The sequence below is a fragment of the Novipirellula artificiosorum genome (assembly GCF_007860135.1).
GTDB classification, from domain to species: Bacteria; Planctomycetota; Planctomycetia; order Pirellulales; family Pirellulaceae; genus Novipirellula_A; species Novipirellula_A artificiosorum.
Window position 1 is genome coordinate 438,093 of record NZ_SJPV01000002.1, and the last position, 18,609, is coordinate 456,701.

Genomic DNA, 18,609 nt, shown 5'->3' on the forward strand with positions numbered 1-18,609 from the left:
TACTCCAATGTTCCCTTCTCTTCCTTTTGGAGTGTATTTGTGTCACAAGTCGAAACCAACCGACTTCCTTACAAGGTTAAGGACATCAAGCTTGCGGAATATGGCCGCAAGGAAATCCAGCTTGCCGAAAACGAAATGCCGGGGTTGATGGCCCTTCGCAAGAAGTATGGTCAATCAAAACCCCTTGCCGGTGCTCGGATCGCCGGTTGCCTCCACATGACGATCCAAACCGCCGTGCTGATCGAAACGCTGATCGAACTTGGCGCCGAAGTCACGTGGAGTAGTTGCAACATTTTCAGCACCCAAGATCATGCTGCAGCGGCAATCGCCGCTGCGGGCATCCCCGTTTATGCCTGGAAAGGGATGAACGAGCAGGAGTTTGATTGGTGCATCGAGCAAACGTTGCACTTCCCTTCGGGTGAACCTTTGAACATGATCCTCGATGATGGCGGTGACCTGACCGCGATGGTCCATGACAAATTCCCCGAGTTGCTGGCGAATATCAAAGGAATCAGCGAAGAAACCACGGCGGGGATTCATCGCTTGGAAGTCTTGAACCGCAGTGGTCGCCTGCAGGTACCGGCGTTCAACGTGAATGACTCGGCGACCAAGAGCAAGTTCGATAACTTGTACGGGTGTCGCGAGTCGTTGGCCGATGGTGTCAAACGAGCGACCGACGTGATGTTGGCGGGCAAAGTGGCTGTCGTCTGCGGCTATGGCGATGTTGGCAAGGGATGCGCCCACAGCCTGCAACGCTACGGTTGCCGGGTGATCGTCACCGAAATCGATCCGATCAACGCGCTTCAAGCGGCGATGGAAGGATTTGAAGTCACGACGATGGAAGAAGCCTGCAAGGAAGGTCGATTGTACGTCACCACGACTGGCAACAAGGACATTATCCTTGGTCAGCATATGGTCGAAATGGCTGACGATGCGATCCTATGCAACATCGGACATTTTGATACCGAAATCGATATTGCTTGGTTGGAATCCGAAGTCGTAGCGGGTCGAGCCAGCAAGGACGAGATCAAACCAGCGGACATCGGTGCCGTGGATCGCTACACGTTCAAGGACACGGGTCGCAGCGTGATCATTTTGGCAAAAGGTCGATTGGTCAATCTAGGTTGTGCGACCGGCCACCCCAGTTTCGTGATGAGCACCTCGTTCACCAATCAAGTTCTCGCTCAGATGGAACTTTGGAACAACGAGGGCGAGTATCAGACGCAAGTCTACATGCTGCCCAAGCGATTGGACGAAGAAGTCGCCCGACTGCACCTCGGTCAACTTGGTGTCAAACTCACGACCTTGACAGCGGACCAAGCGGAATACATGGGTGTCCCCGTCGAAGGCCCTTACAAGCCGGACCATTATCGGTATTAGGCCTATCGCCTCCGCTTTTTCGAACTGCAACAACCCGGTCATCGATGGTGGCCGGGTTTTTTTACAGGACGCCACCGCGTTCCTACCGCCGCCGGGTGTTTGCCCACTGCACGTTCGCGCAAGAATCATTTAGCATCTAACTTTTCGGATGCCCACACTCTCCTCTCACTTCCTAGACCATGCCACAAACTGCCCCTTTTGCTGCCGTCCGCTACAACCTCGACCATGTTGGATCGATCTCGGATGTGATCGCGCCGCCCTACGATGTGATCGATCCTGAACTGCAGGACCAACTCTACAAACGGCATGCTGCCAACGTGATTCGCATCATTCTCAACCGGCAAGAACCTGGCGATGCGGGCGACGAGAAGTACGAACGTGCCGCCAAGTTTGTCGAACAGTGGAAAAGCGAAGGGGTACTCAAACAAGATGAGTCTCCGGCTTACTACGTTTATCATCAACAATTCACCGTTGACGGCCAGACCTTCAATCGCCGTGGTTTCATGGCTCGAGTCCGTTTGCAACCGTTCGGTGAGGGCAATATCTACCCTCACGAAGAAACGCACCCCAAGGCGAAGGTCGATCGACTCAAATTGACCAAGGCCACGAAACAGAACAATAGCCAGATTTTCGGTCTTTATCCCGATCCTGAAAACGCCGTGATCTCGCTGCTGGACGAAGCGACCAAGGGCGTCACCCCGATCGAAGCAACCGACCATTTGGGGGTCAAGCATGTCTTATGGCCCGTGACCGACGAAGCGGTGATCGCCAAGGCCAGTGAAGCGATGAAGGACAAACCGATGTTCGTCGCCGATGGGCATCATCGTTACGAAACAGCATGCAATTACAAGCAATTCTTGACGGAACAATCCGGGCCACTGGGCGACGATCATCCGGCGAACTTCGTCATGACCATGCTGGTTGGAATGAGTGATCCCGGCATGATCGTGCTTCCCACCCATCGGTTATTGCGGGGTACGGCCAAGTTCTCGTCTGCGCGGCTTGTCGCTCGGTTGGCCGGAATGTTTGATTGTGAAGTCGTTGCCGGCGGATTGGATGCGGCCAACGCCGTTTGGTCCATGATGGAATCCGCAGATGAGCAGGGGCTGATCGGGCTTTACGCGGTCGAAGACGAGACGTGGGTTCTTGCGAAGGCGTCCGAGGGAGCGTTTGCCAAGATGAAGGAATTGGCCGCAGACAAGAGCGAAGATTGGCGCCAACTTGGGGTCAGCCTGTTGCATCGATTGGTCATTGATGACTTGTTAGAGTGCCAAGGTCATCCGAAGCCGACGTACGTGCATGATGTTGCCGAATTGATCGAGGGAATGAAGGGCGAAGGAAGTCAAGCCGAATCCGACAGTGATGAACCGTACACGTTGGCTGCCCTGGTCATGCCTGCCAAGCTGGAACATGTCGAGGCGATCAGCCTGCACAAGGAGCGGATGCCGGCGAAAAGCACCTACTTTTATCCCAAGTTGTTAAGCGGCTTAACGTTCAACCCGTTGGCCTAGCTGCACCGGGGAAATTCGGGGATTGGGTCCGAAAACACTGACCTTGCCACCGTGCTGATTTTGGGGCTACAAGGGGGATCATCGTTTTGATCCCGCTTGTGCGCAGAGCCCCTTTCCACCAGCGAAGAGCAAGGAATGCAGTCGCCTGAGATATTTCGACTTGTCGTCATTGGCCGGCCCTTTCGTGTGCTTGTCGCTTTGATTGCCTTGGTCCTCGGGATCCGATCGGTCAACGCACAGATACCCACGCGCGCAGAGATCGACAAAGCTCAGAGCATCGACTTGCCAGAGGATCCGGCTGCGGTTTTAGCCGTTGTGGGTCAATCGCCAATCTTTCTGGGGGAAATATCGCCCAAGGTCCAAGCGCGGATTGACGAAGTGCTCAGCAAAGCGGGCCAAGAAGTCCCGGAGGATCAGCTCAAATTCGCTCGCATCAACCTGACGCGAGGGATGCTCAACCAAGCGATTCAGAACAAGATGTTGCGAGAGAGTTTCCTACTTGACCAAGTGGGGACTCAGAACGCCGACAAACGGGCCGAGGCCGATGCGACATTGGCTGCCCGAGCTCGGCAAATGTTTTATGAATCCGAGTTGCCCCAGCTGAAGAAGCAATACGAAGTCGAGGACCTCACGGAACTCGACGATTTGCTGCGAGAAAAGGGCAGTTCGCTGTCCGCTCGCCAGCGAGATTTTGCCGATGCCATGCTGGGACATCTGTACATTCGCAGCAAAGTCGAGCAGGAACCGACGGTGTCCTTGTCCGAGATCATTCAGCATTACCGCAATCATCGCGACGAATACGAACAAGCGGCGGCTGCGAAATGGGAACAATTGTCGGTGATGAAAGCCAACTTCCCCAGCACGGAGGCGGCGGAAATCGCCATCAAGGAAATGGGACGCGAAGCCTATTACGGTGGCAGCATGCAAGCGGTTGCACGCGAGAAGAGCCAAGAACCGTTTGGCCGTTCAGGCGGGGTTCACGATTGGACCACCAAAGGATCGCTGGCGTCGGAAAAGTTGGATCAACAGATCTTTTCCCTGCGGCTCAACGAGATGAGCGAAGTCATCACCGACGACGAAGGCATGCACATCGTTCGCGTGCTCGAACGAAGAGATGCGGGGTTCACACCGCTCAGTGAAGTTCAAGACGAGATTCGTGCTAAGATTCGAGAACAAAAAATTGCCGAGTCGCAAAAGCAGGTGATGCAAGAAATGCAGCAGCGGATTCCGGTGTGGTCGCTGTTCCCCGAGGACATCCCAGGGGCAGAGCCATTGCCGAAGAGCATCTCGTCGCGTCAATCGAATCGAAAACCAAGTGCGGGGCGGTTCTAAGTGGGTGGCAATTCGGAAACACGATTCGATCGAAGGTTCCCGGCAGCATCCATTGCCAAGCGTCTCTGGAATGCACCAACCACTCCGCAGGTCAGCCGTGGTGGCCGATGGATAGGTCCCGCGACAAGTTGCCTTCTTGTTTTCAGTTGTCTGCTTGCCGGTTGTGGACAACTTGCTTATCGACTGACCAACCATCCTCCTGAAACCTTCGTTCCCAACCCACTGGATTTGCCACCGGCGCCGGATGACTTTGTTTGGTCGCAGGTGGTCGATGCGATGGACGACTATTTCCGAATTGCCCGAGAGCAGCCCGTGCAAAACTCAAACGGCATGATCTTGGATGGCCGATTAGAAACGGTCTATCAGATCGGCAGTTCGTTGGCGCAGCCTTGGAAGAAGGATAGCACGCCCGGATTCGAACGGATGCAATCCAGTTTGCAGTCGATTCGACGCCGGGCGATTGTAACAGTCCGTCCCCAGGGAGCGGCATATTCAATCGAAGTGGTGGTTCAGAAGGATTTGGAAGACACCGATCGAACACAGTTTGCCACCGAGTCCGCTGTTTCACGCCGCCATGATGGGACGATCATCCGCGAAAAAGATCGTTACGACGACACCCCTCAAACGCTTGGCTGGATCCCGCTTGGTCGTGATGCTTCCCTCGAACAGGCAATCTTGGCTGACATTTTTGGTCGTATCACTCAGGCAGACGGTGGCGGGTATTTCCAGCATCATTAATCCTGGATTGCACGTTCAACTAGGTTGGAATTGACATAACCCGTATTTCTTGCCGGATTCTAGGCCCCAGCAACAATAGTCTTTTTTGGAAACTAATCTTCTGGCACCACCGCGCCGATATCCATGCTGCCAAGCGATTGAACATCCGGGTTGATTGGCCGCGTGAAACACTGGATGTGAACTCCTCCAAGTGGTATGTAGATGATCTGTATTGCGCCTCCTCGAATCGACTTTGAGGCACTTTGTGCCAACGTCGAACAACGATTGTGCGAATTGGGTCACTTGGAGCCGAAAGAATTCCCGATGACCCAGCGAGAGGTGGTTCGGGGTGGCAAATTGTGTGGGATCTATTTTTGTCTTCACGGGCCGCGAAGTGTCAAGTTGACGGCGATCTGCGATTTCACCAAGCACTCGGTAATCTATTATGGAAGCGACGGCATCCGCCGCGAAAATGCCGCGATCTCGGCGAGGGAAGCGAATCGGTTGAGAACCGAACTGATGGCGGCATAAAACTTACGGCTGCTGCGGGCAACCTTTGCCCACTGGAGTTCAGGCACTTTCACGGCGACCACGCTCGCTCGCTCGACGATTCACGGCCACGAAAAGGGCGAACGGGCCTCTCGCCTGAACTCCAGCTTTCCGTGGCGGCTGCGACAACAAAACGCACCGCGTCGCCGCCCTTGTTCCGGTTGTAGCGATCCGGGCAATTCTTAGGTCCCATTCTGGTGACAAAGCACACAAAAGCGGTCGCGGCAAGATAGTTTTTTGAAAAGAATCCGTCCTCCATTGGATTCTTGACCTAGGTTTCTAGTAGAGCCGGGGCCTGACTCTTCAAACAACGATCTTATCCATGTTAGCTCTAAAAAAAACACACAACCGAAAACCGAAACGCCGCGATCGACGCGCCGTCGCCACCGTTGAACTTGCGATCTGCCTACCGGTGTTGATCATTCTCACGCTTGGCACCATCGACCTCTGTTCGATGCTGTTCCTGCGTGAATCGGTCACCATCGCAGCCTACGAAGGCGCTCGCCAGGGCGTGGGCCGTGGGCACACCAATGCAGACGCCACCACGCGTGTCCTCGAATTCTTGGATCAACGCAACATCCAGCACCAAGGTGCCGGATCGGTACAAATCGATGCCCCTGGATTCGATGGAGCCGAAACGCTCGAAAACGTGCGGATGACCGTCACGGTTCCGTGCGCGGGGAACTTGTTAATCCCATCGAAGATGTTTGGCGACTTGATGATGTCGGCGGACGTGACGATGCGTAAAGAATACAAAAACCTACCGAACTAGTTTTTGACAACCGATTTTACTTCCCCCTAACGCCGACGTGGCTACCATGCAATTCCATCGCCGATCACGCCTCAAAAAGAAGCGACCTCACCGCGATTCGCGCCAACAACGTGAGGGTGCGACCATGGTCGAATTCGCGATTATCGCAAACGTCTTGTTCATGATCATCCTCACCTGCATGGAATTTGCACGCATGAACATGGCCAGAAACCTGGCTCAAGACGCTGCCTACTTCGCAGCGCGTGTCGCCATGGTGCCAGGAGCAACCAGTGCGGACGCCGTGACCGAAGTCGATCGAATCATGGGGTCGCTATTGAACGAAGGCGGATATAGCGCAACGGTGAGCGACGTCAACTTTGATGCGGAGACCATTTCGGTCACGGTCAGTGTTGACCTCAAGAAGATCGCGCTATTTGCACCGATGTTTCTTCCCGAAACCCTGATGGAAACGACCGCCGTGATGCGGACCGAACGTTATGAAGGATTCTACGAACAATAGTAACTCAACCGTACCCAACGACAACTTGACTGACAACACGTTTTACCCTCATCTCTCTCTGGCGAACCTCACCATGTCTCTTCATCGAATCCACTCACACCAAGAGTGTGCCGAATCATTGAAACGTCCGAACAACCGATCGATGGACTCCCCACCGGCGCGTCCCCGGGATCCAAGGCACGGTAGCGTCCTGGCGCTGATGGCATTCTTGCTGCCAGTCCTGGCGTTGCTTGCCGCGTTTTGCATCAATACCGCTCAAATGCAATTGACGCAAACAGAATTGATGGTTGCAACGGACGCCGCGGCTCGGGCAGGTGGGCGCGCGTTTAGCGAGCACCAAACGACCGACGCGGCCGAGGTGGCCGCAATCGCGACCGCAGCGCTCAATGATGTCGATGGCGAACCCCTGCAAATTCGGTCCGGAGAAGCAGCGGGAGAGATCGAATTCGGGATCACCACTCAACCCGGTGGTTTGACCGGGCGTTACCTGTTCCAAAGGATGCCAATCGCGTCGATTACCAGTGGTGAGAACATCGCCAGTGCAGTTCGCGTCAATGGACGTCGAGACGACAGTTCGTTGTCGGGACGCGTGCCCCTGATCATTCCTGGGCTTTTCGATACCAACGATTTTGCCTCGCATCAACAATCGGTCGCGATGCAAGTCGACCGCGACATCTCGTTGATTCTCGACCGCAGCGGTTCGATGGTTCCCGAGCTCGATTTTGACTGGCCGTCCGGAAAATCGCCTTGGTACACGTCGACCAAGAATGCGGGAGTTGCCGCTGGCATGCTGACATCGTCCTACAGCTATTATAGTGGCACCTCGTACTACTACGCACCCGGCGTGAATTCAATGACCTACCAGCAGTGGGTCTGGAACGAGCACTATGGATTGGAAGATTGTCCGAGTCAGCCGTGGCAGGACCTCGTGGAGGCCGTCGATGCCTTCTTGAATGTGTTGGACACCACGGTCCAAGAAGAGCAAGTCTCGGTGGCGAGCTACTCGGAGTGGGCGACCACCGACATCGGCTTGACCAAGGATTTTTCTGTTGTCAGATCAACGATTCGCTCCTTAAACCCAGGCGGATGGACAGCGATTGGCCGTGGCATGGAAAAGGGGATGCCAACACTACTCAGCAGTGATGCCCGTCCTTATGCAGCCAAAACGATGGTCGTGATGACCGACGGTGTCGAAAACCGAGGCCCGGATTCGCTGCCAACCGCTCAAGGGTTTGTTCAAAACTGTCCGTTGACGATTCATACCGTTACTTTCGGCGACGGTGCCGACCAGAATGCTATGCGAGCCGTCGCACTGGCTGGCGGTGGCAAACACTACCACGCTGCCAACGGAGAACAATTGAAACAAATCTTCGAAGAGATTGCGAACAACTTGCCGACCATTTTGACGGAGTAAAGAACCTGGCCAGATCAGAGAGATGCAACACCCGATGCGTAGGCAACCGATCGAATGTCGATCTGCTGCCTCGCCGTCGGGTTGCATACGTTTTTCGTAGCGCCAGACTTTGAAGAAGCGAACGGGGAAAAAGAACAAGTGATGACGAAAACCAAGAATCCCACTGACGAAACCCATCGAGCAACATCACCACGCTCGTTGCGACATCCTGCGAAGCAACCATCACGATTTTGGATGCTGTTGTCGGTAGCGCTGTCGCTGTGCATTTTGGCCTGGGCATTCTCGTTGCCGCTTCGTCATGGCACGATGCCGACCCAAGCGACCACCACGCCGGTATCCGCGTCCGCGTCTCGTCAGATGCAATTGGAACACCGCCGCCAAGAAGCCGAGCGATATCGTGAGTACGCAAGGGCCTTGGACCGTGATTTGTTGGACGCCCAACGCCAAAAAGACACCCAATGGAAAACGCAGTGGCTGCCGGGAGAAAAAGAAGTCTCCTCCTATTGGTCCAATTATCGTCAGCGATTGACCGACGAGATCGAACAATTGCGAGACGTTGAACCTGGAACCCTCCAATACGAGCGGCGGCAACATTTGATCACGGAACTCAGCGCTCCCCGGTAGCGCGGGCTGGCGAGCCACGCAGTTTGGTCGTCAAAAAGGGAAAGCACCCTTATCCAATCCCGAAAACGACAAGGTGCTCTTCAGTGACTATCATGGAGGGGGCACCCCAAAGATCCTCCTTCCATCCACCCAGACTCGTATCCATGTTCTCCAGACATCTCCTGTTTTTTGCCACGCTCGTCGGCGTGATGCTCGCCTCGGTTGGTTTTGGCAGCCGTGCCGACTTGATGGCCCAAGAAGATCTTTTTGGTCCCATGCCAGCGGGCGATCTGTTTGACGACGCCTCCACCAACCCGCCCACCGCCGAAACGGAGGGTGCCGAGGAGGAACCGGACCCGTTTACTCACCAATTGATGGTTCGAGCCCGCAGGGGCAACCTGGAATTGGCGGAATCGATTGCTTCACTGATCCGGATCGGTAGCTGGTCGGAAGCCAACACGTTACTGGGTGAAGTGGTCAATCGAGAGATTGACGAGGAGTTGCTGGCCGAGATGTCTCGTCGTATCGAGCCGGCTCTACAACTTCGCGCCGCTCGGCATGAAGGGACCGACGAGCGAGCAAGAGAGGGCATCGAAAAACTCCGTACGGCTGCCAAGCAAGATGCCGCGTCGCGTTCGCTGCTCACTCAGGCTGCCAATGACCTTGACCATCCGGCCGTGGATCAACGAATCGAAGCGATGCGACGGTTATTGCGTGGCGGCAATGCAGCGATCCAAGTACTGGTAAAAAGCCTGGTTTCAGAACAACCGGCTGCACCTCGAGACGATCTGTTGCGAACCATGCTGCGTTTAGGGGATGGAGGTGAACGGGCGCTGCGTCAGTTGGCACTTTACGGGTCCCCATCGGTCCGACTTCGCGCCTTGACGATGCTCGTTCGTATCGACAAGAACGCTTCGATGGACGAACTTCTTACCTCGCTTTATGGGGAAGACTCCAGCGAAGGTGAGGTCCAATTTGCGACGGCAACGTTGGCTTCGGCGCTGCGCACAATTCCGGATCGTTCCGGCTGCACCGCATACCTGAGAAAGAAACTCAAGAATCGTATTGAAGTCGCAAACCGCACTCGCAATGATTTGGAAGCACGAACGCTGTGGAGCGTCAATCACAACCGAGATGGCGTTGATTTTCAATTCACACAACAAATGATGGTTGCGTATCGGGATGTTGTGGATGCATCAGCGCGGCTGCGTCGCATCGGATCGTTAACGACGCAGGTGGCGAACGAAGTCCTTGCGGCAGAGCTGGGGTACCGCGTGATGATTGACCCCGACTGGGGAGACGACGACCAAATCAAGGCGTTCCGCGAATCGTTTTCCGCTGTGATCGAAAACGGATCGTTGGTTGGCGCTTTGACCACTGCAATCGAAAACAGCGACAATCCGGCTGCCGTCGGTTTGGCTCGCTTGATCGGAGCGGTTTCGGATCCGCTTCAGCAATCCGAATGGCTGACGTTGGCATCACCCGAGATTTCGCCGTTGGTGCGAGCCGCAATCTCGGCGTCACCGCGTGTTCGGTTTGAAACGGCATCGGCGATCGCTACGTTTGATTTCCACAACGACTATCCCGGCAGCACGTTCGTGAGGCAGACGTTTGCGGAAATGGCATCGCTGTCGGATTCACCCACTGCGATCGTCGTCGAAACGCGCCCCGATGTGCTCTTGATACAAGGCAGGATCTTGCATGATCTCGGCTACGAGGTTCGAGAGGCCAAGGGGGTTGCGGATGCGGAACGTGCCGTCAACGCAGGGGGTGATTTGCGAATGTTGGTTTCCAAAACGGACCTCGCCGATGCCGCCGGAATCGAATTGGTCGATCGTGTCCGCCGCAGCTCGCGTGGTGAGCAGCTTCCCATCGTCTTCTACGGTGACATCCCCGCGACGACCGATTCGCTGCGCTGGGCCGCTCCGGTCCTGTTCATGGATCACGCGCCGGGATCGCCCGCAGCCTATCACGATTTGCTACATGAACTGGAAAGCCGACGCCGGTTGCCAGAATTGTCGCCGCTTGACCGAGAACTGTATCGGCAAATTGGGGCGGAAGCCATTCAGTCTCGGCAATAGGGCGGACCGCCGGACGGCGTTCTCGTTGGAAGCCGATAGCGAACGTGGGTACCCCTGCAAGCCAATTAAGACTATTTTCTTTGATGGAGTGCGATCAACGTTTCTGACAATGTCGACGGATTGGAACCAGCAAGCTGTCTTTTATGGCGATTCTTGGTATATCTTCAAACGGCCCTGGGGAACCGCCGATTGCGGGCATCATTGGTAATTCGCCAGCGATGCAGGAGGTCTATCGAATCACGCGGCGCGTCGCCGGAAGCAATGCTTCGGTCCTCGTACTCGGTGAGACAGGCGTCGGCAAAGAACTGATCGCAAGTGCAGTTCACCGACTCAGCCATCGCAGCGGTGGCCCGTTTGTGCGTGTGAACTGTGGTGCACTGAGCGAGAGCTTGCTCGAAAGCGAGCTGTTTGGTCATGTTCGTGGCGCCTTCACCGGGGCTGTCGCGAATCGCGCCGGGCGGTTCGAAGCAGCCCAAGGCGGAACGATCTTCCTCGATGAAATCAACAGCACGACGTTGACCTTGCAAGTCAAGCTGCTGCGCGTGCTTCAGGAGAAGGAATTCGAACGTGTCGGCGACACCACAACGCTCAATACCGATGTGCGGATTATCGCCGCAAGCAACCGTGACTTGATGAACGAAGTCCGCGAAGAGAGGTTTCGCGAAGACCTCTATTGGCGGCTGAACGTGGTTCCGATCGAGATCCCACCGCTACGTCGTCGCCGCGAAGACATCCCCGCGCTCGTTTCTTTTTTTCTCGAATACTACAACGAAATCAACGACCGCTATGTTGTCCATATCGCCCCCGGCACGATCGAGGCGTTGCAAGACTACCATTGGCCGGGCAACGTACGTGAATTACAAAACTATATCGAACGATCCGTTGTGATGGCGGAAACCGACGAGTTGACACCGAGTCTACTACCGATCTGTGTGACTAACAACGATGTTCCCGCCGGCACCGAAAAGCCAGCCGGTGATATCGAGTCGCTGACGCGAGCAGTGGTCATGCAAGGACTCGGTGAAGCGAACCTTGACGAAGGAGGTGTGCATGGGTTGGTCGTCGATCGTGTGGAAAAGGAGTTGATCGCTCAAGTGTTGTCGACTTGCGGCGGCGTGCAGACCAAAGCGGCTGCCATGCTGGGAATCAACCGCAATACGCTGCACAAAAAAATCAAGGATTACGGACTCGACGATTCCGGTGACTAGCCATCATTGCCCCAAGCCGCCGATTCTCATCGCATCGATGGCGGATCGTCATTCCAGCGATTCAGCAGCCCACCATAGGCATCAATCCGCCGATCCCGCAAAAAGGGCCAATGCGTTCTCACTACGTCGATCTCGCCCAATGCACAGTCGGCAAGCAGGATTCCTTCGAATTCATCGCCCCTGGCCACCACTTCGCCGCGTGGCGATACGATGATGCTCGAGCCCCAAAACTCCAATCGCTGTTCCCTTCCCACTCGGTTCGGCGCTCCGAGCCAGAGACCGTTGGCAATGGCGTGAGCACGCATCGTGGTCTGCCAAGCATCGCGTTGCCCCGCACCAAACTCCTCCTTTTCTTCATCAATCCAGCCGATCGCCGTGGGGTACAAAAGGATCTCGGCTCCCGAAAGGGCAAACAGTCGTGCGGCCTCGGGATACCATTGGTCCCAACAGATGCCAACGCCCAACTTGGCAAACTGGGTCTGGATCGGTCGGAACCCTAGATCCCCCGGCGTGAAATAGAATTTCTCGTAGAACAGAGGATCATCAGGAATATGCATCTTTCGATAGGCCCCCGCCATGCTTCCGTCGGCATCCATCACGACGACCGTGTTGTGATACAGTCCCGGAGCTCGACGTTCAAACATCGGCACGACAATGACGACACCAAGTTCCGCCGCCAATTTTGACATCGCGTCGGTCGATTCCCCCGGGATCGATTCGGCCAGATCAAACATCCGATGATCTTCGCTCTGACACGGGTAGGGCCCGTTGAACAATTCCTGAAGGCAGATAATTTGTGCTCCCTGACTCGCGGCATCACGAATCCACTGCGAAGCGTTCTCGATCATCGCCGACTTCGAGCCAGCATCCTTCATCTGTACCAGTCCAAGTTTTACGCTGCGGGTCACCAGAACCATATCCAACAAGAGGGAAAACGGGAATGAATCAGCTCAGCCAAGATGGTACCGACCGCGCCACCCCTCGGCGGCTGTTTATCACCGGTACCGATACCGATGTCGGTAAAACCTTTATCGGCTGTTTGCTGGCCGAACACTTTCGACATTCTGGCATGCAAGTGGGTGTCTACAAGCCGGTAGCCAGCGATTGCCGTGACGAAGGCGAAGAAAGAGTGGCCGAGGATGCCAAGCGGTTGTGGAATGCAGCGGGAAAACCGCGAACACTCGACGAGGTGTGTCCGCAGAAATTTATTGCGCCCGTCGCACCGCCTCAGGCTGCGCGGGCAGAGGGCCGCACCGTTGACCGAGAATTATTGGTCAACGGCGCAGCAAATTGGAACCTCAACTTTGACATTTCGATCATCGAGGGAGCCGGTGGGCTTTTTAGCCCACTGGCCGACGGCTTTCTCAATGCCGATTTGGTCAAGCGACTCGATCCGATCGATGTGGTCGTCGTCGCAGCAAACCGGCTCGGGACCATCCATCAAACGCTTGCCACCTGCAGGGCGGCAAGATCACTGGGGATCACCCCCAAAGGCATCATTTTGAGCGACGTGACCGAAACACTCGATCGGTCGGCGGAGCAAAACGCTCGCGAAATCGAGAACTACTGCGACACCCCCGTTGTGGGTCGAGTCCGATTCGGTGCAAACGCAGCCGACGTGCAATCGTGGGCCCATCGCTTGTTGGCCGTACCCTTCGGCTAGCGCATTTTCAACGGCAACGCGTTGTTTTTGCTGATCGAATCATTCCGCCTCGGTCCAATCAATCAATCGATCATCGTAGACAACCGCAACCTGTTTCCCCGGAGGCGTGACGAGGAAATTCTCTTCGTCCCAGGGGCCGTTTAAGAATCGATCCACCAGCACGGTGTCACCCTGAACCACCTGCAACGGGCATCCCTGTTTCGCCGCCTCTTCGCGGGCGTGCTGGATCAATGCGGGCTCCTCGGGACATCCCGTGGTCACATAGACGCGCTGCGCGTATTGCCGAGGTTTCAGTTGGTCGTACAAATAGCGACCGTTGTCCTCGCCATACTTTTCGATCAACGCCGTTAAATCGCGATTGAGTCCGAGTTGGGAACCGAGCACGGTCTTATCGGGACCCAACGTGCCTTCGTCCATGCCGTCGACCCATCCGGCGGTCAAGAAATACGAATCGGGCTGTGCTTCGAAGAACGCCATGTAGCGTTGACGGCTGCCAAACAAGAACGAAATGCAATCGTGCGAGCGGGGGATGACCATGGGCAGACGGCGCGCAACCAGACCGCGAATGCCGAAATTGCATAAACCATAACCGACCAGTACCGTGTCAAAATCCTCCTCGTCGATGGCGTCAAGGGCGGCTTGAATCCCCATCCGTGCATCCTCGGCACTACCGCAGTGCAAACCGAGCGGCAGGTACTCCACGACAACCTCGCCCGTCACGCGTGCGAGTGCCTGTTCGACCTCTCGTTCAAAAATCTTGCAAGAAAGAAGAATGCGTCGGTTGTTGGCAGCGTTCACGTTGATTCGCTCGCGTGCTTGCGGTGGGGATGTCAATGGATCGAAGGAGGCGGAACGGTTCGGCTAGGTGGCGTGGCGAGGCCGGAGTCAGAATCGACCGCCAGCACTTCACTCCCACACCCGTTTTTATCCGACTTGAGCGAAGCTTGCCATCGGCAAGCCGATCGGTCATAGTTTGCGAGTTCCTGATCCCCTGTTTCCGATTCAACCGCCTCTGCGAAGAGAGAAGATTGTCCAGCCTTTACCCACGGGACCTCCACACGCATGGCTGATGTCATCCCGCTGCATCGATTAGCGTTTGCGCTGGTGCCGGTGTTCATGGTGCTGGTCCTGATGTTTCGCTGGTCGCTCGGTGCCGGTTCGGCGCTAGTAGGGTTAGCGCGGATGATTCTGCAATTGCTGCTGGTAGGCTATTTGCTCGGGTACGTATTTACGACCGAAACGCCCTGGATTGTGCTGGCGATCATGATGGTCATGTTATTAGCGGCCAGCTGGATCGCGCTTCGATCGATCAAACAAGACCGGGCACGGAACTTTCCCTTTGCTGTCCTCTCGGTCGCGGTGGGTGGCGGGATCACCCTGTTGATGATGACGCAAGCAGTGCTGGGACTCGATCCGTGGTACTTGCCTCGCGTGTTCATCCCGTTGGCAGGGATGACGTTTTCGGGCTGCATGAACGCCGTCAGTCTGGCTGCGGAACGCTACTACACCGAAGTCGGTCGAGGCCAGTTGCACCACGAAGCGAGAGTTCATGCGATGAAAGCCGCATTCATCCCGATTACCAATATGTTGTTTGCGGTCGGAATCGTATCGATCCCTGGAATGATGACCGGGCAAGTCTTAGCGGGGGTGTCGCCGTTGATTGCGGCTCGCTACCAAGTCATGGTGATGTGTATGATGTTTAGTTCCGCTGGCTTGGCAGCAGCCATGTTCTTGTGGTTGATTGGCCGTGCGGAATCAAGCCAGATGCAAACCCATCCAATCGTCACGAAGGAAGGTCCGTAGCAACATGCGAAACTCGCTCCGTTTTTTCACCCTCTTGCTCGCCCTGGCTTTGCCGTTTGCCCACGCCGAGGATTGGCCTCAATGGCGTGGGGCCAACCGTGACGCGGTGCTGCATGAAACCGGTTTGCGGAAGGAGTTGCCCGAAGGCTCGATTCCTCGGCTTTGGACTCAGCCCATTGGTGCCGGATACAGTGGGCCGACGGTGGCCGATGGCCGTGTCTATGTGACCGATCATGGTATCGGGGACGAAACAAGCGAAGTCGAACGCGTGCTTTGCTTCGATGCCAAAACGGGCGATGCCCTGTGGCAACATGTTTACCCGACGCTTTACACGGTTTCCTACACCGCGGGGCCGCGAGCGAGTGTGACCGTCGATCAGGGGCAAGCCTTCGCGGTCGGCGCGATGGGACAATTTTGCTGTCTTGATGCCAAAACGGGTGATCGGATCTGGCAGCGGGATTTGGCAAAGGATTTCGAAGCGGAGGTTCCGGTTTGGGGGATCACCGCAGCGCCGCTGATTTACGACGACACGGTCATTCAAATCGCCGCCGGAAAAGGTGCAGCGTGCGTGGTCGCGCTTGATCGTCACAGCGGCGAAGAACGTTGGCGGGCGCTCGATGAACGCGCTGGTTACAGCGCCCCGATTCTGATCCAACAAGGCAATCAAGACGTGCTGGTTTGCTGGACTGGGGAATCGGTCAGTGGGTTGGATCCCAACACGGGCGAAGTGTTTTGGGGCATCCCCATGCTGCCTAAAAACATGCCGATTGGTGTGCCCACCCCCGTGGTTCAAGACAACAAACTGTTCGTCTCGTCGTTCTATGACGGGTCGTTGTTGATCGAGTTTGATCGAGACAAGCCTTCGGCAAAAAAACGGTGGCACCGAGTGGGCCGCGACGAAAAAAACACCGATGCTCTGCACTGCATGATCAGCAATCCCATCTTAAAGGGGGATTACATCTACGGCGTCGACAGCTACGGCGAACTACGCTGTTTGAAGATGTCAAACGGGGATCGTGTCTGGGAGGACTTGACCGCCGTCAACCGCAACCGCTGGGGGACGATTCACATCATCCGCCATGGCGATTCCGAGATCATGCTGAACGAACAAGGGGAACTGATTTTTGCCACGCTTTCGCCTGATGGATTTCACGAGCATTCCCGTGCGCAACTCCTCTCGCCAACTCGCATTCAATTGAGCCGGCGTGACGGCGTCTGTTGGTCCGCGCCCGCGATTGCGGACGGCCACATTTTCGTTCGCAACGATGAACAGTTAGTCTGTGCTTCGTTACTCGAATAGGGTTAAGCGTTCAGTCCATTCGGACGCCAACGGTCAGCAAGATGTTGGCGTAACGTTGTTGGTCGGCCGTTTGGATCGTCAGCACGTGATCGTCCGTGCTGACGGCTTCGTAGAACGCCCATTTGTCGATCGGAACCAATTCCAAGTCGAGCTTTTCGTTCTGCATGGTCTTCCGGTAGTCTTCCCATACCGGCGGGTCCCCATCGAGAGCGTAGGGGCCACTGGTTTCGGTTTGCATCGTCTGGATCGCTTCCACGGGGATCGCCGACAACAGTGCCTCGAGGACTTGATTGCATGTGGGCACGCCCGGCATCAGGTTCAAACTGATCAGTTCCGCTCGGGGCCCGCGTTTGCTGGACGACGGGTAATTTCCATCCGCAATTAAGATTGTGCTGTGATGACCTGCGGCTGCGATCGCGGCGGAAATTTGGGGATGGAGCAATTTGTGTCGAAGCATGTCAGTACCAAGGGGAAAACGAACAAACCGCCACGGGTGGTTGTAAGAACCACTGTGCGGGTAAGATCAAACGGGACGGCCCCGCTCGACAGGCCGCTATTATGCCATAAACAAAACCCGCTGTAACGGAGCATGCGTGTTCGAACGCCGACTAAAATTGGGGACTTTCTTTGGGATCGGTCTGTATGTCCATTGGACGTTCGCACTGTTGATCGGGTTTGTCGCCTTGAGTGAGCAAGACGACGGGTCTGCGGCAATCGCTTTCCACATTTTACTGCTATTGGGCGTTTTTTTGTGTGTGACGCTCCATGAATACGGTCATGCCTTGGCCGCCCGACGGTTTGGAATTCCAACCATCGATATCACGTTGCTGCCGATCGGCGGGGTCGCTCGATTGCAGCGCATGCCTCGCATCGCCTGGCAAGAATTGGTGGTCGCCGTCGCGGGCCCGGCCGTCAACGTGGTCATCGCCGCGGGGCTTCTCGTCGGGCTGCTGGCCGTCGGTGGCGGGGGCGTTTTGAAATCGATTGCCGGGCTGTCGAGTGAAATGTCGGTGATGGGCTTTGCCATCACGATGTTGGCGATCAACATGATGCTGGTCCTGTTCAACATGATTCCCGCATTTCCGATGGACGGTGGGCGAGTGCTGCGGAGCCTCTTGGCCATGTTCACCGACTATCGGACGGCAACCTTTTTTGCGTCCCGCATCGGTTTGGGTTGTGCACTGCTGATGGCAGGCGTCGCGATCTACTTCCGTACCCCCATCCCCGTTCTGATTTCGATCTTCATTGCCTATGCTGGCATGGCTGAGGCCCGCCAGGTGGACATGATGGAGTCGGTGCGTGGCTTGCGAGTCGGTGATTGCATGGTCCAGTATCCCACCGCGATTGCAATGGATACGCCACTGGACGAGGTCGCGGAACGTTGGCAAGCCGTCCCGTCGAGCAGTTTGCCGGTCTTGGCGTTTAGCGGATTGGTCGTTGGCGTGCTAAACTTGAAGGACGTCATTGCAGCGATCGACGCAGGAACCGCCATCAACACCACCGCGGGGCAATTGGCGGACCACAACGTCCCGTTTGTCCGAGCCGACAGCGAACTGCAAAATGTCTTACTCGATACCGGTGGCCGCCACCGGCAAATGCCGGTCGTCGACGAGGCGGGCCGGTTGCTGGGCTTGTTGGACCTCGATTCGATGCTTGCTCGAGGGTCAATTGCCAGGCACCTTGCACAATTGCCACAGGCGGTTGATCGATTTGACGCGGTTTCCTAGAAACGCCGACACCTTGAATTTCCTCGATGGAAAGCAAACAGCCGAATTTT

General features: G+C 55.9%; 18 protein-coding genes. 15 read left to right on the forward strand and 3 right to left on the reverse strand.

The genetic code is table 11. The features are described from left to right. The first annotated feature begins 39 nt into the window (after nt 1-39). From ahcY to Poly41_RS07490, 11 genes are all read left to right on the forward strand, one after another. Complete coding sequence (gene ahcY / locus Poly41_RS07440) at nt 40-1,380, forward strand: adenosylhomocysteinase (protein ID WP_146525290.1); 1,341 nt, start codon at nt 40-42, stop codon at nt 1,378-1,380. Nucleotides 1,381-1,559: 179 nt separating this feature from the next. Then, the gene (locus Poly41_RS07445) at nt 1,560-2,891 is read left to right on the forward strand and encodes a DUF1015 domain-containing protein (RefSeq protein WP_146525291.1); all 1,332 of its coding nucleotides are present in this window, start codon (nt 1,560-1,562) and stop codon (nt 2,889-2,891) included. Nucleotides 2,892-3,026: 135 nt separating this feature from the next. Further along, a complete protein-coding gene (locus Poly41_RS07450; RefSeq protein WP_231615487.1) occupies nt 3,027-4,223 on the forward strand; it encodes a peptidylprolyl isomerase in 1,197 nt (398 codons plus the stop codon). Next, entirely contained in the window at nt 4,224-4,961 is a 738-nt protein-coding gene (locus Poly41_RS07455) for a hypothetical protein (RefSeq protein WP_231615488.1), read from the forward strand. A 201-nt stretch (nt 4,962-5,162) separates the two neighbouring features. After that, nucleotides 5,163-5,471: a hypothetical protein gene (locus tag Poly41_RS07460; protein WP_146525292.1), complete on the forward strand. Its 309-nt coding sequence runs from the start codon at nt 5,163-5,165 to the stop codon at nt 5,469-5,471. Nucleotides 5,472-5,811: 340 nt separating this feature from the next. After that, a complete protein-coding gene (locus tag Poly41_RS07465) occupies nt 5,812-6,261 on the forward strand; it encodes a TadE/TadG family type IV pilus assembly protein (RefSeq protein ID WP_146525293.1) in 450 nt (149 codons plus the stop codon). A 124-nt stretch (nt 6,262-6,385) separates the two neighbouring features. After that, the gene (locus Poly41_RS07470) at nt 6,386-6,760 is read left to right on the forward strand and encodes a TadE/TadG family type IV pilus assembly protein (protein WP_231615489.1); all 375 of its coding nucleotides are present in this window, start codon (nt 6,386-6,388) and stop codon (nt 6,758-6,760) included. A gap of 73 nt (nt 6,761-6,833) precedes the next feature. Then, on the forward strand, nt 6,834-8,174 hold the full coding sequence (locus Poly41_RS07475) for a vWA domain-containing protein (protein WP_231615490.1): 1,341 nt from the start codon (nt 6,834-6,836) through the stop codon (nt 8,172-8,174). Nucleotides 8,175-8,228: 54 nt separating this feature from the next. Continuing rightward, nucleotides 8,229-8,798, forward strand: coding sequence for a hypothetical protein (locus tag Poly41_RS07480; RefSeq protein ID WP_146525295.1), 570 nt, complete (start codon nt 8,229-8,231; stop codon nt 8,796-8,798). 143 nt (nt 8,799-8,941) lie between these two features. Further along, on the forward strand, nt 8,942-10,858 hold the full coding sequence (locus tag Poly41_RS07485) for a response regulator (protein ID WP_146525296.1): 1,917 nt from the start codon (nt 8,942-8,944) through the stop codon (nt 10,856-10,858). Nucleotides 10,859-11,001: 143 nt separating this feature from the next. After that, the gene (locus Poly41_RS07490) at nt 11,002-12,066 is read left to right on the forward strand and encodes a sigma-54 interaction domain-containing protein (RefSeq protein WP_146525297.1); all 1,065 of its coding nucleotides are present in this window, start codon (nt 11,002-11,004) and stop codon (nt 12,064-12,066) included. A gap of 26 nt (nt 12,067-12,092) precedes the next feature. Here the strand turns inward: Poly41_RS07490 and Poly41_RS07495 are convergent, their stop codons facing one another. Continuing rightward, the gene (locus tag Poly41_RS07495) at nt 12,093-12,974 is read right to left on the reverse strand and encodes a carbon-nitrogen hydrolase (RefSeq protein ID WP_261344888.1); all 882 of its coding nucleotides are present in this window, start codon (nt 12,972-12,974) and stop codon (nt 12,093-12,095) included. Between the two features lie 32 nt (nt 12,975-13,006). On the opposite strand from Poly41_RS07495, the gene bioD reads away from it, so the two are divergent. After that, entirely contained in the window at nt 13,007-13,729 is a 723-nt protein-coding gene (gene bioD, locus Poly41_RS07500) for a dethiobiotin synthase (RefSeq protein ID WP_146525298.1), read from the forward strand. A gap of 39 nt (nt 13,730-13,768) precedes the next feature. Here bioD and Poly41_RS07505 read toward each other — a convergent pair whose 3' ends face one another. Continuing rightward, the gene (locus Poly41_RS07505) at nt 13,769-14,527 is read right to left on the reverse strand and encodes a DUF1638 domain-containing protein (protein ID WP_146525299.1); all 759 of its coding nucleotides are present in this window, start codon (nt 14,525-14,527) and stop codon (nt 13,769-13,771) included. Nucleotides 14,528-14,791: 264 nt separating this feature from the next. Between Poly41_RS07505 and Poly41_RS07510 the strand changes: the two genes are divergently transcribed. Together Poly41_RS07510 and Poly41_RS07515 are read left to right on the forward strand one after the other, a co-directional pair. Next, a complete protein-coding gene (locus tag Poly41_RS07510) occupies nt 14,792-15,532 on the forward strand; it encodes an ABC transporter permease (protein ID WP_146525300.1) in 741 nt (246 codons plus the stop codon). A gap of 4 nt (nt 15,533-15,536) precedes the next feature. After that, nucleotides 15,537-16,832: an outer membrane protein assembly factor BamB family protein gene (locus tag Poly41_RS07515; RefSeq protein WP_146525301.1), complete on the forward strand. Its 1,296-nt coding sequence runs from the start codon at nt 15,537-15,539 to the stop codon at nt 16,830-16,832. Nucleotides 16,833-16,842: 10 nt separating this feature from the next. Here Poly41_RS07515 and Poly41_RS07520 read toward each other — a convergent pair whose 3' ends face one another. Continuing rightward, nucleotides 16,843-17,289 (reverse strand): RbsD/FucU family protein, encoded by a 447-nt coding sequence (locus Poly41_RS07520; RefSeq protein ID WP_146525302.1) that lies wholly within the window; start codon nt 17,287-17,289, stop codon nt 16,843-16,845. A 136-nt stretch (nt 17,290-17,425) separates the two neighbouring features. Here Poly41_RS07520 and Poly41_RS07525 point away from each other — a divergent pair, with 136 nt between their 5' ends. Continuing rightward, on the forward strand, nt 17,426-18,559 hold the full coding sequence (locus Poly41_RS07525; protein ID WP_146525303.1) for a site-2 protease family protein: 1,134 nt from the start codon (nt 17,426-17,428) through the stop codon (nt 18,557-18,559). The last annotated feature ends 50 nt before the right edge of the window (nt 18,560-18,609 follow it).

What these genes read in the sequence shown, in the direction of transcription:
- Poly41_RS07490 (WP_146525297.1), top strand. Translation starts at nt 11,002, where the DNA reads ATGGCGATTCTTGGTATATCTTCAAACGGCCCTGGGGAACCGCCGATT.
- bioD (WP_146525298.1), top strand. Translation starts at nt 13,007, where the DNA reads ATGAATCAGCTCAGCCAAGATGGTACCGACCGCGCCACCCCTCGGCGG.
- Poly41_RS07465 (WP_146525293.1), top strand. Translation starts at nt 5,812, where the DNA reads ATGTTAGCTCTAAAAAAAACACACAACCGAAAACCGAAACGCCGCGAT.
- Poly41_RS07470 (WP_231615489.1), top strand. Translation starts at nt 6,386, where the DNA reads ATGGTCGAATTCGCGATTATCGCAAACGTCTTGTTCATGATCATCCTC.
- Poly41_RS07445 (WP_146525291.1), top strand. Translation starts at nt 1,560, where the DNA reads ATGCCACAAACTGCCCCTTTTGCTGCCGTCCGCTACAACCTCGACCAT.
- Poly41_RS07460 (WP_146525292.1), top strand. Translation starts at nt 5,163, where the DNA reads ATGATCTGTATTGCGCCTCCTCGAATCGACTTTGAGGCACTTTGTGCC.
- Poly41_RS07450 (WP_231615487.1), top strand. Translation starts at nt 3,027, where the DNA reads ATGCAGTCGCCTGAGATATTTCGACTTGTCGTCATTGGCCGGCCCTTT.
- Poly41_RS07475 (WP_231615490.1), top strand. Translation starts at nt 6,834, where the DNA reads ATGTCTCTTCATCGAATCCACTCACACCAAGAGTGTGCCGAATCATTG.
- Poly41_RS07520 (WP_146525302.1), bottom strand. Translation starts at nt 17,289, where the DNA reads ATGCTTCGACACAAATTGCTCCATCCCCAAATTTCCGCCGCGATCGCA.
- Poly41_RS07515 (WP_146525301.1), top strand. Translation starts at nt 15,537, where the DNA reads ATGCGAAACTCGCTCCGTTTTTTCACCCTCTTGCTCGCCCTGGCTTTG.
- Poly41_RS07510 (WP_146525300.1), top strand. Translation starts at nt 14,792, where the DNA reads ATGGCTGATGTCATCCCGCTGCATCGATTAGCGTTTGCGCTGGTGCCG.
- Poly41_RS07480 (WP_146525295.1), top strand. Translation starts at nt 8,229, where the DNA reads ATGTCGATCTGCTGCCTCGCCGTCGGGTTGCATACGTTTTTCGTAGCG.
- Poly41_RS07485 (WP_146525296.1), top strand. Translation starts at nt 8,942, where the DNA reads ATGTTCTCCAGACATCTCCTGTTTTTTGCCACGCTCGTCGGCGTGATG.